The sequence below is a fragment of the Pseudomonas sp. K8 genome, from assembly GCF_014889455.1.
GTDB lineage: Bacteria > Pseudomonadota > Gammaproteobacteria > Pseudomonadales > Pseudomonadaceae > Aquipseudomonas > Aquipseudomonas veronii.
In genome coordinates this window covers 92,581-106,255 of record NZ_VJWO01000005.1, presented here as the reverse complement: position 1 = coordinate 106,255, position 13,675 = coordinate 92,581, and the positions used below count along the sequence as shown (strand labels likewise).

Sequence of the window (13,675 nt, the reverse complement as noted above, 5' to 3'; positions counted from 1 at the left end):
GAGGGGCAGAACGCGGACGAGGAATTGAAATACAGCCAAATGTGGGAGGGGCAAGCCCCCTCCCACATGTTTACCGCGTTTCGGCAGTTAGCCGATGGTCATCAGGCTGGCGTTACCGCCCGCCGCTGCGGTGTTGACGCTCAGCGCACGCTCGATCACCAAACGCTCCAGGGCAATTGCTGTCTCGCCTTGGGACAAACCATGTACCCCGACAATCGCCCCGCCACGCTGGGCCACTTGCTGGCAAACCGCGCGCAGTTGATCGGAATCGCCGTGGTGCAGGACTGCGTCGAACAGCACATCGTCCTTGGTCCAGTCGGCCACGCGCTTGATCTTCGCCTGAATCTCCTTCGGCAGGCGTGGGAACAAGGCTTTGGTCAGCTCGGTTTCCGGCCATACCGCCGAACCGCCGACGGCTAATACCGCCGCCAGTTGGGTCAGCAGGTCACCTTCTACTTCTGCCAGGCACAGTACGTGCTCGCGGGGCAGGATGGCGTAGCTGTTGCGCTCGCCGGTCGGGCCGGCCAACAGGCGGGTGATACCGCTTTGCGATTGCGTGGCGAACCGGCTGCACAGGGCGCTCAGGTCGCTGAGCGTGTGGCTGTCGGCCCAGGCTTTCAAGGTGGTCAGCGGTTGGCTCATGGCGTCGCGTAGGCGCACGTCCGGTGCGGACAATGCATCGCCGCGAACGAAGGACTGCTCGATCGCATCGGTAGGACGCGTCGACAGCAGGCGGTACAGGTACAGCGGACCACCGGCTTTCGGGCCGGTGCCCGACAAACCTTCGCCGCCAAACGGCTGCACGCCGACCACCGCCCCGACAATGTTGCGGTTGACGTAGACGTTGCCGGCATGAACGTTGTCGATCACCTTGGCGATGGTCTCGTCGATGCGCGTGTGTACGCCCAGGGTCAGGCCGTAGCCGGAAGCGTTGATCTGGCCGATCAACTGGTCGATCTCCTTGCGCTTGTAGCGCACCACGTGCAGCACCGGGCCGAAGATCTCCCGTTGCAGCTCGTCGAAGCTTTCCAGTTCGATCAGGGTGGGCATCACGAAGGTGCCGCGCTTGATCTCTTCGCCGTCGGCGATCGCCACTTGGTACACCGCGCGGCCTTTGTCGCGCATGGCCTGGATGTGTTTCTCGATGCCGGCCTTGGCTTCGGCGTCGATCACCGGGCCGATATCCACCGACAGGCGCTCCGGGTTGCCCAAACGGCATTCAGCCATGGCGCCCTTGAGCATTTCGATGACGCGGTCTGCAGAATCTTCCTGCAGGCACAGCACACGCAGGGCCGAGCAACGCTGGCCGGCGCTGTCGAAGGCCGACGACACCACGTCGATGACCACTTGTTCGGTCAGGGCCGAGGAGTCGACGATCATCGCGTTCTGGCCACCGGTTTCGGCGATCAGCGGGATCGGTCGGCCCTGGGCATCCAGGCGCCCGGCGACATTGCGTTGCAGCAGGCGCGCGACTTCGGTGGAGCCGGTGAACATCACGCCTTTGACGCGATCATCGCCGACCAGGCGCGCACCAACGGTTTCGCCCTGGCCCGGCAGCAGTTGCAGCACGCCTTCCGGAATACCGGCTTCGAGCAGGATACGTACCGCTTGTGCGGCCACCAGCGGGGTTTGCTCCGCAGGCTTGGCCAATACCGGGTTGCCGGCGGCCAGTGCGGCGGCGACTTGCCCACTGAAAATCGCCAGCGGGAAGTTCCACGGGCTGATGCAGACCACCGGGCCCAATGGGCGGTGGGCGTCGTTGGTGAAATCGTGACGCGCCTGCACCGCGTAGTAACGCAGGAAGTCCACGGCTTCGCGCACTTCGGCGATGGCATTGGCGAAGGTCTTGCCGGCTTCGCGGGCCAGCAGGCCCATCAGCGGCTGGATCTCGCCTTCCATCAGGTCGGCGGCGCGTTCAAGGATCGCGGCGCGCTCGGCGGGCGGGGTCGCCTGCCAGATCGGGCCGGCGTTGATGGCGCACTGGATCGCGTTGTCGACGTCATCGACGGTGGCTTCCTGTACGTGGCCGACCACATCACGCAGGTCGGACGGGTTCAGCACCGGCGTCGCAGCTTCATTACTGGCGGCGCAACCCAACATCGGCGCGGCTTTCCAGTGATTGTGCGCGGTGGCCAGCAGGGCGCAGGACAGCGACGCCAAACGGTGTTCGTTGGCCAGGTCGATACCGGCCGAGTTGGCGCGGTCGCTGCCGTACAGATCGCGTGGCAATGGAATACGCGGGTGCGGCAGGCCGAAGCCGCCTTCCAGCGTCGCCATTTGCTCGATGCTGGCCACTGGATCGGCCACCAGCTCCTGGATCGAGATGGACTGGTCGGCGATACGGTTGACGAACGAGGTGTTGGCGCCGTTTTCCAACAGGCGACGTACCAGGTAGGCCAACAGGGTTTCGTGGGTGCCGACCGGGGCGTACACGCGGCACGGACGGTTCAGCTTGCCCTCGGCCACTTTGCCGACGACCTGTTCGTAGAGCGGTTCGCCCATGCCGTGCAGGCACTGGAACTCGTACTGGCCGGGGTAATAGTTCTGACCGGCGATATGGTAGATAGCCGACAGGGTGTGGGCGTTATGCGTAGCGAACTGCGGGTAGATGACTTCCGGCACCGACAGCAGTTTGCGTGCGCAGGCGATGTAGGACACGTCGGTGTACACCTTGCGGGTATAGACCGGGTAGCCTTCCAGGCCTTCGACCTGAGCGCGCTTGATTTCGCTGTCCCAGTACGCGCCTTTTACCAGGCGGATCATCAGGCGGTGGCGGCTGCGGCGCGCCAGGTCGATGACGTAGTCGATCACATACGGGCAGCGCTTCTGGTAGGCCTGGATCACGAAACCGATGCCGTTCCAGCCGCTCAGTTGCGGCTCGAAGCACAGGCGTTCGAGCAGATCCAGGGACAGTTCCAGGCGGTCGGCTTCTTCGGCATCGATGTTCAGGCCGATGTCGTATTGCTTGGCCAGCAGGGTCAGGGACAGCAAGCGCGGGTACAACTCGTCCATCACCCGTTCGTACTGGGCACGGCTGTAACGTGGGTGCAGGGCCGACAGCTTGATGGAAATGCCCGGGCCTTCATAAATCCCACGGCCGTTCGAGGCTTTGCCGATGGAATGAATGGCTTGTTCGTAAGAGGCGAGGTACTTCTGTGCATCGTGTTCGGTGAGTGCGGCTTCACCGAGCATGTCGTAGGAATAGCGGAAACCCTTGGCTTCGAACTTGCTCGCATTGGCCAGGGCTTCGGCGATGGTTTCGCCGGTGACGAACTGCTCGCCCATCAGGCGCATGGCCATGTCGACGCCCTTGCGGATCATCGGCTCGCCGCTCTTGCCGATGATGCGGCTCAGGGATGAGGTCAGGCCTGCTTCGTTGTGGGTGGCGACCAGTTTGCCGGTCAGCAGCAGGCCCCAGGTGGCCGCGTTGACGAACAGCGACGGGCTGTTGCCCAGGTGCGGTTGCCAGTTGCCGGTGCTGATCTTGTCGCGGATCAGTGCGTCGCGGGTGCCTTTGTCGGGGATGCGCAGCAGCGCTTCGGCCAGGCACATCAGTGCCACGCCTTCCTGGGATGACAGGGAGAATTCCTGCAGCAAACCCTGGACGATGCCGGCACGGCCGCCGGCGCTCTTCTGATTGCGCAGTTTTTCTGCAATCGACGCGGCCAGCTTATTCGTGGCTTCGGCCATCTGGGCCGGCAGGCGAGCCTGTTCGATCAGCATCGGCACCACTTCCGGCTCCGGGCGGCGGTAAGCGGCGGTGATCGAGGCGCGCAGTACGGATTGCGGCAGGATGCTCTCGGCGAACTCAAGGAAGCACTGATGGGCGTGGTCGGCCTGGACCTCGCCGGCGTCGTCGGCCTCCTTGCTGCTCAAGCCATTGAGCTCGGTCAGGGTTGCACCACCCTCGAGTTTCTCCAGGTAATTGAAAATCGCCTGCTTGATCAGCCAGTGCGGCGTGCGATCAATGGAGGTCGCGGCCGCCTTCAGGCGCTCGCGGGTCGGGTCGTCGAGTTTGACCCCAAGGGTGGTTGTAGCCATTTTCTTATCCTCATGGGTGCCACTACCGAGTGGCATCAGTTGGCGGCAAGATTAGCTTCGGTCTGGAAGAGGTGCAACCGGGTGCAACCCTTTTTATGCATGAAATTTTCGAGGTTCAATCGGAAAAAATCCCGGCCTCGACCGATTCTGCTTCTAGTTGGTGCATTTGCTTCTGAGTTCGGCTGTTCTTGCTCCGAAAAGGAGCAAAAACGGGGTGTTTTGAGCAAAATACATCAAGGTGCAACTTATTCGCGAGAAACTGGTTGCACCTTATTTGCTTTGTTGAATAGCATTCGCAGCCAAGGTGCAACCACCCGCATGGTGTGGTTCATCGGCTGACGGCTTTCCTGGGGAAACGTCAGTCATAAATGCGCGTGATGCAGCTACGTTTACTCACTGGATCAGTGGGTGGCCGTCTGACAGACCGCCGCTACATAAAAACAAAGCCAGGGCGTCACTTCTATGAGCGTTAGTAATCCAACCCTGATCACGTTCGTGATCTACATCGCAGCAATGGTGCTGATCGGCTTCATGGCCTATCGCTCCACCAACAACCTTTCCGATTACATCCTGGGCGGTCGCAGCCTCGGTAGCGTGGTGACTGCCTTGTCAGCCGGTGCTTCTGACATGAGCGGCTGGTTGTTGATGGGCCTGCCGGGCGCGATCTACATGTCCGGCCTGTCGGAAAGCTGGATCGCCGTCGGCCTGATCGTCGGTGCGTACCTCAACTGGCTGTTCGTGGCCGGTCGCCTGCGCGTGCAGACCGAGCACAACGGTGACGCCCTGACGCTGCCGGATTACTTTTCCAGCCGTTTCGAAGATAAAAGCGGCCTGCTGCGGATCATCTCCGCAGTAGTGATCCTGGTGTTCTTCACCATCTATTGCGCTTCCGGCATCGTGGCCGGTGCCCGCCTGTTCGAAAGCACCTTCGGCATGTCCTACGAGACTGCGCTGTGGGCCGGCGCGGCGGCGACGATTGCCTACACCTTTGTCGGTGGTTTCCTGGCCGTGAGCTGGACCGACACCGTACAAGCCACCCTGATGATCTTCGCGCTGATCCTGACGCCAATCATCGTGTTGCTGGCCACCGGCGGTATCGATACCACGTTCCTGGCGATCGAAGCGAAGAACCCCGACAACTTCAACATGCTGAAAAACACCAGCTTCATCGGCATCATCTCGCTGATGGGCTGGGGCCTGGGTTACTTCGGCCAGCCGCACATCCTCGCGCGCTTCATGGCGGCGGATTCGGTGAAGTCGATCGCCAAGGCGCGTCGCATCTCCATGACCTGGATGATCCTGTGCCTGGGCGGCACCGTGGCCGTGGGCTTCTTCGGCATCGCCTACTTCTCGGCGCACCCGGAAGTGGCCGGCCCCGTGACCGAGAACCACGAGCGCGTGTTTATCGAGCTGGCCAAGCTGCTGTTCAACCCATGGATTGCTGGCGTTCTGCTGTCGGCGATTCTGGCGGCGGTCATGAGCACCTTGAGCTGCCAATTGCTGGTGTGCTCCAGCGCCCTGACCGAGGACTTCTACAAGACCTTCCTGCGCAAGAACGCTTCCCAGGTTGAGCTGGTGTGGGTCGGTCGTGTCATGGTGCTGCTGGTGGCGTTGATCGCCATCGCTATGGCCGCCAACCCGAATAACCGCGTGTTGGGCCTGGTGAGCTACGCCTGGGCCGGTTTCGGCGCCGCGTTCGGCCCTGTGGTACTGATCTCGGTGATCTGGAAGCAGATGACCCGCAACGGCGCACTGGCTGGCATTCTGGTCGGCGCGATCACCGTGATCGTGTGGAAGCATTTCGAATTGCTGGGTCTGTACGAAATCATCCCAGGCTTCATCTTCGCCAGCCTGGCGATCTACATCGTCAGCAAGCTGGGCGCGCCGACTGCGGGTATGGTTGAGCGCTTTGATGCTGCGGAGAAAGACTACAACCTCAACAAATAAAGCCTCGGGCGTTATGCGCCCGATGTGTTGAAGAAAACGGCTCGCTATCTTTTGGATAGCGGGCCGTTTTTTTCCTCAACTGGTCAGTCAAAGTAAATGACGATCAGACCTATCAATCCGGCTGCTCCAATAAGCGCCGTGCCATGAAGCATGAGCTTTGTGCTGCGCGGAAAGGCTTGTACCTGCGGGAGGTCAATGACTCCCCGTCTTGCATTTAGCCTGGGTAGTGCGACGGCCACATACACTGCGCAAAGCCTCATCATCCTTTCGCGCGGTGAGTTTCCCCAGTAGCTGCTGTGGAAGGCGACTAGGCGGCACTTGTTCAAGAGCGCTTCCATGGGTTCAAGTTTTCGGTAACACAAGAAGAGCCCGATGATGGTGGTGATGATGACTGCGGATGCAGAGCTGATGGCAATCAAGGAAGTAGCAGGGAGATTCAAGAAGTCATCAATACTCATACAAAAGCTCTCCTACCTTCTCGCCGCCTTCCCCACCTAAGTACCCACCGGCCGCACCTCCGGCTCCCCCGGCGAATAGCATGCAAGCTAAGGATACCGGACCAGTGGTGGGGGCCAATATGGCAAAGCATAGGAGTGATCCGGCAGCGCCGCCCACCACGCCGCCTGACACACCTAACGTCAGTTTCCCAAGCTCCACATATTTTGCTCTTCTGCATTGTTCTTCCCTTCCGGTAGAACACGCCTCCTTGATCTCCAACGCCGTTGCAGTCGTACTCAACGCAATGCCCAGCGGCGTGCCCTTTTTCAGCAGTTTTGCTGTCTTCGAAACTCGCGCAATCGTTTCGCTGTACCTCTTTATCTCTCCGCTGTGCAAATAGCTCTTGGTCGAGATTCCCAGCATTTTTTTGATCGAACCTTCATTGCGTAGCCCTGTGCCATAACGCGCAAAACTACGCATTTGCGCGTCCAGTTTGGCAAACAGGGTTTGGCGTCGAGCGAGGAACTCATCTCGCGCAGCACCGCCACCCCGGCGCAGGAATTGTTTGTGCAGTGCATCAATTTCTTCGAGGGTCTTTGCAATGTTTTGCAAGTGTCGACTCCAGGCATCACCCGCCGTGCCTATCCCCAGCGAAGCGTAGCCCAGCAACTTTTTCAGCAAGTCATAGTTGTGCAGTGCAAAAGCATCCCCGCCTTCGGCCATCACGCTATGCCGAATATCCCAGGCGGCTCGCATCAAGTGTGACTCTTGCGGGGTGCAGATCGCAGTGGTTTCGTCACCGATGATCACTAACTGTCCCGGCAGTACGACAACATTGCGGATGTGGGTATTGAGGGTGTCGAACTTGGCTTCGGCGTATGGGTTCAAGCGCAAACTTGCCTTGAGCTCCACCGAGGTTTGTTGGCGGTCATTGATGAAGGCATAGGGCTGAGGCATTAGCGACTCCCCAACCATGGTGATCGGTTCGAAGGGCGGTCATTGCTTGCCATGGAAACAGTCCTTTTTGAATGAGCATGGCTGCGCAATTTAAAGAGCGGTTCGAGCGGTGTCGTGGTTTTGGCGGGGGATTTTTCGGTGGTTTTTTGCTTTTGGGAAAAGGGCTACTGAGTTGCGCCAGGTTTCCGACAGAGGCGTGAATTTTCACTGCCTTTACGCCGACGACCTTGCGGCACAAGGTCGCCTGCTTCACGCGCCATGCAGATGTTAGCCATGGCGCGCGGGTCGCTTATCTGGCCTCAGGCGTGCGTTGCAGCCAGCGCCTGTTGCAGATCTTCGATCAAATCTTCAATCGCCTCGATCCCCACCGACAGGCGAATCATCTCCGGCTTCACGCCGGCCTTGGCCTGTTCCTGCTCGTTCATCTGCCGATGGGTGGTGGACGCCGGGTGGCAGGCCAGGGATTTGGCGTCGCCGATGTTCACCAGGCGTTTGAAGATTTGCAGGGCGTCGTAGAAGCGTACACCGGCTTCGTAACCGCCCTTCAGACCAAACGACAGGATCGCCGACGGTTTGCCCTGCATGTATTTCTGCGCCAGCGCGTGGTGCGGATGATCGGGCAGCCCGGCGTAGCTGACCCATTCGACTTCGGCGTGATCTTGCAGGAACTGCGCGACCTTCAAAGCATTCTCGGTGTGGCGTTCCATGCGCAGGGCCAGGGTTTCCAGGCCTTGCAGCAGCAGGAAGGCGTTCATCGGCGCCAGCGCTGCGCCGGTGTTGCGCAGCGGTACGGTGCGGGCGCGTGCGATGAAGGCGGCGGGGCCGAATTTTTCGGTGTAGACCACGCCGTGGTAAGCCGGTTCGGGCTGGTTGAGGCCGGGGAATTTTTCCGCGTATTTCGCCCATGGGAACGTGCCGCTGTCGACAATCACGCCGCCCAGGGAGTTGCCATGGCCGCCGACGTATTTGGTCACCGAATGCACCACGATATCGGCACCGAACTGGATCGGTTTGCACAGGATCGGCGTGGCCACGGTGTTGTCCACCATCAGCGGTACGCCACGGGCGTGGGCCACGTCGGCGAGGGCTTGCAGGTCGATGATGTTGCCCGCCGGGTTGCCGATGCTCTCGCAGTAGACCAGTTTGGTGTTGTCGTCGATCAGTTCGGCGATGGCGGCGGCGGAATCGTCGCGGGCGAAGCGCACATCGACGCCAAAGCTCGGCAGCAGGTGGGCGAACAGGGTGTAGGTGCCGCCATAGAGCTGCGGCGTGGTGACGATGTTGTCACCGGCGCGGGTCAGGGTCTGGATCGCATAGTGGATCGCTGCGCTGCCGGCGGACACGGCCAGCGCGGCGATACCGCCTTCGAGCGCGGCCATGCGTTGCTCCAGCACATCGTTGGTCGGGTTCATGATCCGCGTGTAGATATTGCCGGGTACGTCCAGGTTGAACAGGTCGGCACCGTGCTGGGCGTTATCGAATTCGAAGGCGACGTTCTGGTAGATCGGCACCGCGACGGCTTTGGTGGTCGGGTCGGACTTGAAGCCGTGGTGCAGGGCGATGGTGGCGTCTTTCATGGTTATTGTTGACCTCCTTGGTTTTTAAGGGCGCCCCCGGGCAGGGTGGGAGGCGGCTTGGCTGCGATGGCATCATCGCGGTGTGCAGGTAATACCGCGTCGCTTGTGTCGCGGGCAAGCCCGCACATGCTGTAAGGATTAGATTGTTTTCACAAGGACGCCTGTCTATGCGGCATAAGCACCGCCCGGCATGCGGCCCTGCACCTTTGCCCGTGTAGCAGGTAAACTTCGCCCCCTGCGCAGGAGCAACCATGAATTATCGTCACGCCTTTCACGCCGGCAACCACGCCGATGTCTTCAAACACCTGACCTTGACCCGCCTCATCGCCTTGATGTCGCGCAAGGAGCAGCCGTTCGCCTACCTCGATACCCATGCCGGTATCGGTCTGTACGACCTGCAGGGCGATCAGGCCAACCGCACCGGTGAATACCTGGAAGGCATCGCCCGTCTGTGGGGCAAGAGCGATCTGCCGCCATTGACCGCCGACTACATGCGCGTGCTGCACGAGATGAACCCGGATGGCCAGTTGCGCTACTACCCCGGTTCGCCGGAACTGGCACGCCGCCTGACCCGCCCCCAGGACCGCGTGCTGCTCAATGAAAAGCACCCGGAAGACGGCGTGCTGCTCAAGGACAACATGAAGGGCGATCGTCGGGTCAAGGTTCACCTGGGCGAAGGCTGGCATGTGCCACGCGCGTTGCTGCCGGTGCCGGAAAAGCGTGCGCTGATGCTGATCGACCCGCCGTTTGAACAGCTTGACGAAATGCAGCGCTGCGCGGCGTCGCTCAAAGAGGCGGTCGGCCGCATGCGCCAGACGGTCGCGGCGATCTGGTACCCGGTGAAGGACCAGCGCATGTTGCGCCGTTTCTACCAGGACCTGGCCGGCACCGGTGCGCCGAAGCTGCTGCGCGTCGAATTGCTGGTGCATCCGTTGGACACGCCCAACACCCTGACCGGCTCGGGCCTGGCGATTGCCAACCCGCCGTGGGGCTTGGAGGAGGAATTGCGTGAGCTGCTGCCGTGGCTGTCCAAGCAACTGGGCCAGACCCAGGGCGGGTGGCAGATGGATTGGCTGATTGCTGAGTAACCGAGTCTGGCGCAGGCCCATGTGGGAGGGGGCTTGCCCCCGATAACGGTGTGTCAGTCCATACATCTGTACCTGATACATTGCTATCGGGGGCAAGTCGAACCGTCGCACCGCCCCTCCCACATTTTTTTAGATCGGGCAGGTCACGCCTGTACCGCCGATCCCGCAATAGCCCTGCGGATTCTTCGCCAGGTACTGCTGGTGATACGCCTCGGCGAAGTACACCGTCGGGGCCTCGTCGATTTCCGTGGTGATGGGGCCCAGGCCAGCCTTGGTCAGCTCTTGCTGATACGCCTGCGCACTGGCCTGCGCCGCCGCCAATTGCTCCGGCGTGGTGGCGTAGATCACTGAACGGTACTGGCTGCCGATGTCGTTGCCCTGGCGCATGCCCTGGGTCGGGTTGTGCAGTTCCCAGAACATCTTCAGCAAGTCTTCGTATTTCACCTTGGCCTGGTCATACACCACCAGCACCACTTCGCTATGGCCGGTCAGGCCCGAGCAGACTTCTTCGTAGGTCGGGTTCGGCGTGTAGCCGCCGGCATAACCGACCACGGTGCTGACCACGCCATCGCGCTGCCAGAATTTGCGTTCTGCGCCCCAGAAGCAGCCCAGGCCGAAGATCGCGAAGCCGACGTCGTCGAGGAACGGGCCGAGCAGCGGGTTGCCGTTGACGAAGTGCGTCTCCGGCAGCGTCATCGGGGTTTCGCGGCCAGGCAAAGCTTGTTCTGCAGTAGGAAGCACGTTTTTGTTCACCAGAATTTCCGAGCGCAAGACCATGAGCAGTCCTCTCGTCAGGTTGAGTTAACAGTAAAGAATCAGACAGCCAGTGTGCCCGAGTGTTACAGCGCTGTCAGGCGATTGGCCCGCGAGGGTAGCGTTTAAGCTTCTCGAGCAGCTCTGAACCGGGGATGGGCCGGTCGAACAGATAGCCCTGGCCGACGTCGCAACGGTGCCGACGCAGGAACGCCAACTGCTCGGCGGTCTCGATGCCTTCGGCCACGACCTTGAGCTTGAGGTTGTGGGCCATGGCGATCACGGCGGAGGTGATTTCCATGTCGTCCTGGTTGTCCGGGATTTCGTGGATAAAGCTGCGATCGATCTTGATGATGTCGATCGGGAATTTTTTCAAGTAGCTCAGCGACGAGTAACCGGTGCCGAAGTCGTCCATGGCCAGGGTCAGGCCCAGGCTTTTCAACTGGTCCAGTTGCAGACGGGTGTCCTCGGTGGCCTCCAGCAGCAGGCCTTCGGTCAACTCAAGTTCGAGCAGGTTGGCCGGCAGTTCTTCTTCCTTGAGGATCGAGGCAATCGAGGCCACCAGGTCCGGGTCGGAGAACTGTTTGGGCGACAGGTTGATCGCCACCTGCAGGTTGCCCAGGCCGGCGGCGCTCAGTTGCTTGCTCATGCGGCAGGCCTGGCGGGCGATCCATTTGCCGATGGGGATGATCAGGCCGGTTTCTTCGGCCACGCTGATGAACTGGTCGGGGCGGATCATGCCCTTTTCCGGGTGGTTCCAGCGCAGCAGCGCCTCCATGCCCAGCAAGCGGCCACTGCGCAGGCACAGCTTGGGCTGGTAGAACACGTCCAGCTCGTTCTGGGTCAGGGCGCGGCGCAGGTTGTTTTCCACGAACAGTTTGTAGCTGGCCTCGGCGTTCAACGCTTCGGTAAACACTTGTACCTGGTGTTTGCCGTTGGCTTTGGCCTTGTGCAGGGCCAAGCCGGCGTTGCGCATCAGGGTTTGCGGGTCGCGGCCATGCAGCGGCGCGCAGGCCAGGCCCACGGAGCCGGTGACGCTGATCAATTGGTTGTCGACGAACATCGGCTTGTCGAGGGTCGCCAACAGTTGGCTGGCAACGAGCTGGCCGCTCTCCAGGTCGGTGTCGTCGAGCAATACCGCAAATTCGTTACTGGCAAAGCGCGCCAGGCTGCCGCCGGCGCTGAGGCTGTTGCGCAGGCGCCGGGCCAGGCTGATCAGCAGCTTGTCGCCGGTCTGGTGGCCGAGGCTGTCGTTGATCCGCTTGAAGTTGTCGATGTCCACCAGCAACAGGCAGATCGGGCTGTCGCTGTCGCGGGCAAAGCGTTCGTCGAGGTTGCGGATAAACGCCGGACGGTTGCCCAGGTTGGTCAGGTTGTCGGTGTAGGCCAGGCGCTCAATGCGCTGTTGGGCCAGCTTGGTCTGGGTGATGTCTTCGTAGATGCCGATATAGTGGGTCAGCTCGCGATTGTCGCCATAGACCTTGGAGATCGACAGCTGGCCCCAATAGGGTTCCAGGTTCTTGCGTCGGCTCTTGAACTCGCCCTGCCAGCTGTTGCTCTTGGCCAGACTCGACGGCGCGTCGAACAGCAATTCGCTGAGGTTTTCCAGCGCGGGCAATTGCGCCAGGCGATGGCCGTGGACCTCTTCGGTACTGTACTGGGTGATCGCGGTAAAACTGGGGTTGACGTACTCCACCACGCCATCGCAATTGACCAGCAGGAAGGCGTTGGCGCTTTGTTCCACCGCGCGCTGAAACAGGTGCAGGGCGCTGGTGGCGGTACGACGGTTGTGATTGTTGATCACTTGCGCGAACTGATCCGCCAGCTCGCCGGCAAAGGCGATCTCGTCGGACTGCCAGGCGCGCGTGCAGCCGTTTTGTTCCAGGCACAACACGCCAACGACCTGGCCATCGACACGGATACTCGCGTCGAGCATCGCATGCACGTCGTTGGCCTGCAGCGATTCGGCCATTTCGCGGGTGCGTGGGTCGCGCATGACGTTGGTAGCATCGATCGCCCGGCTGGTCTGCAGGGCTTCGAGGTAGTCCGGAAAGCCACTGGCATCAATCGGCTCGGGCAAGTGGTGGCGCTGATCGGCGCGCTGGTACGCCGAGATCGGTACCAGGCGCTGGCCTTCGAGGTTCCAGATGCTGGCGCAATCGATCTGGTAGATATCGCAGGCGCTGCGGGTGATCAGCTCGGCGGCTTCCTGCAGCGAATTATTCGTGGTGTAGCGCTGGCGTGCGAGCAGCAGGATCAGCTCTTGCTGGGCGCGTACCCGTTCCAGGTGCAGCAACTGTTCCTGTTGCGCGCGCTGGTTGAGTTCCAGGGCGATCTGCAGGCGGCTGTTCTGGTTTTCCAGGTCTGCTGTCGGCGCCGTCGACGGGATCTCGCTGAACAGGCCGTCGACCACCATCAGGTAGCCCCGCAGCAGGTGGCGATTGTGTTGTTTGTAGGCTTCGCCCAGTTCCAGCAGGCTTAGAGGGCCGTCGTTGGTGTGCAGGGTGTAGCGCACCAGGTAATGAGGGCTCTCGGCCAGTTGCTGCTGGATGGCATCGTGCAGTTGATAGCGCGCCTGTGGCTCCATCAGGCTGGCGTAGGGCGAGCCGATCAGCGCGCACAGTTCAACCGCCGGCAGGCCGAATTGGCGCTCGCAATTGGGGTCGAGGTAGAGCAGGGCCCAGCTTGCCTCATTCAGCCGCTCGAAACGCAGCATACCGAGGCGCGAAGGCACCGGTAATTGCGTCACTACCTCGGCCGCCGTCCGGGCGACATCGGGTTGGCTTTTCATGGGGAAGCTCACTTGAAAAAATGCACTCGGCGCCGGGCTCACGCCCTCTTTACTGTTGCCTGCAGCAAGGTTGCATCATGCAG

The 13,675-nt window shown here is 61.1% G+C and carries 8 protein-coding genes; 2 read left to right on the top strand and 6 right to left on the bottom strand.

All coding sequences use genetic code 11. The features are described from left to right. Positions 1-87 precede the first annotated feature (87 nt). Positions 88-4,041, bottom strand: coding sequence for a trifunctional transcriptional regulator/proline dehydrogenase/L-glutamate gamma-semialdehyde dehydrogenase (gene putA / locus INT12_RS05580; RefSeq protein ID WP_193039497.1), 3,954 nt, complete (start codon positions 4,039-4,041; stop codon positions 88-90). A 462-nt stretch (positions 4,042-4,503) separates the two neighbouring features. Here putA and putP point away from each other — a divergent pair, with 462 nt between their 5' ends. Next, positions 4,504-5,988 (top strand): sodium/proline symporter PutP, encoded by a 1,485-nt coding sequence (gene putP, locus INT12_RS05575; RefSeq protein WP_017849816.1) that lies wholly within the window; start codon positions 4,504-4,506, stop codon positions 5,986-5,988. Between the two features lie 83 nt (positions 5,989-6,071). Here putP and INT12_RS05570 read toward each other — a convergent pair whose 3' ends face one another. The 3 genes from INT12_RS05570 to INT12_RS05560 form a co-directional block, all read right to left on the bottom strand. Then, positions 6,072-6,446 (bottom strand): hypothetical protein, encoded by a 375-nt coding sequence (locus INT12_RS05570; RefSeq protein ID WP_126585360.1) that lies wholly within the window; start codon positions 6,444-6,446, stop codon positions 6,072-6,074. Then, entirely contained in the window at positions 6,436-7,383 is a 948-nt protein-coding gene (locus tag INT12_RS05565) for a hypothetical protein (protein WP_169884403.1), read from the bottom strand. Before INT12_RS05565 ends, INT12_RS05570 begins: the two co-directional genes overlap by 11 nt. A gap of 299 nt (positions 7,384-7,682) precedes the next feature. Beyond that, positions 7,683-8,960, bottom strand: coding sequence for an O-acetylhomoserine aminocarboxypropyltransferase/cysteine synthase family protein (locus INT12_RS05560; RefSeq protein ID WP_017849813.1), 1,278 nt, complete (start codon positions 8,958-8,960; stop codon positions 7,683-7,685). 251 nt (positions 8,961-9,211) lie between these two features. Here INT12_RS05560 and INT12_RS05555 point away from each other — a divergent pair, with 251 nt between their 5' ends. Continuing rightward, positions 9,212-10,048, top strand: a complete 837-nt coding sequence (locus INT12_RS05555; RefSeq protein ID WP_017849812.1) for a 23S rRNA (adenine(2030)-N(6))-methyltransferase RlmJ — start codon at positions 9,212-9,214, stop codon at positions 10,046-10,048. A gap of 129 nt (positions 10,049-10,177) precedes the next feature. Here the strand turns inward: INT12_RS05555 and msrA are convergent, their stop codons facing one another. Then, positions 10,178-10,825 (bottom strand): peptide-methionine (S)-S-oxide reductase MsrA, encoded by a 648-nt coding sequence (gene msrA / locus INT12_RS05550; RefSeq protein WP_017849811.1) that lies wholly within the window; start codon positions 10,823-10,825, stop codon positions 10,178-10,180. Between the two features lie 73 nt (positions 10,826-10,898). Continuing rightward, a complete protein-coding gene (locus INT12_RS05545; RefSeq protein ID WP_046490774.1) occupies positions 10,899-13,592 on the bottom strand; it encodes a putative bifunctional diguanylate cyclase/phosphodiesterase in 2,694 nt (897 codons plus the stop codon). Positions 13,593-13,675 lie beyond the last annotated feature (83 nt).

Excerpts from the sequence above, each read along its gene's own strand:
- INT12_RS05565 (WP_169884403.1), bottom strand. The coding sequence starts at position 7,383 with ATGCCTCAGCCCTATGCCTTCATCAATGACCGCCAACAAACCTCGGTG.
- INT12_RS05560 (WP_017849813.1), bottom strand. The coding sequence starts at position 8,960 with ATGAAAGACGCCACCATCGCCCTGCACCACGGCTTCAAGTCCGACCCG.
- INT12_RS05570 (WP_126585360.1), bottom strand. The coding sequence starts at position 6,446 with ATGAGTATTGATGACTTCTTGAATCTCCCTGCTACTTCCTTGATTGCC.
- INT12_RS05545 (WP_046490774.1), bottom strand. The coding sequence starts at position 13,592 with ATGAAAAGCCAACCCGATGTCGCCCGGACGGCGGCCGAGGTAGTGACG.
- putP (WP_017849816.1), top strand. The coding sequence starts at position 4,504 with ATGAGCGTTAGTAATCCAACCCTGATCACGTTCGTGATCTACATCGCA.
- msrA (WP_017849811.1), bottom strand. The coding sequence starts at position 10,825 with ATGGTCTTGCGCTCGGAAATTCTGGTGAACAAAAACGTGCTTCCTACT.
- INT12_RS05555 (WP_017849812.1), top strand. The coding sequence starts at position 9,212 with ATGAATTATCGTCACGCCTTTCACGCCGGCAACCACGCCGATGTCTTC.
- putA (WP_193039497.1), bottom strand. The coding sequence starts at position 4,041 with ATGGCTACAACCACCCTTGGGGTCAAACTCGACGACCCGACCCGCGAG.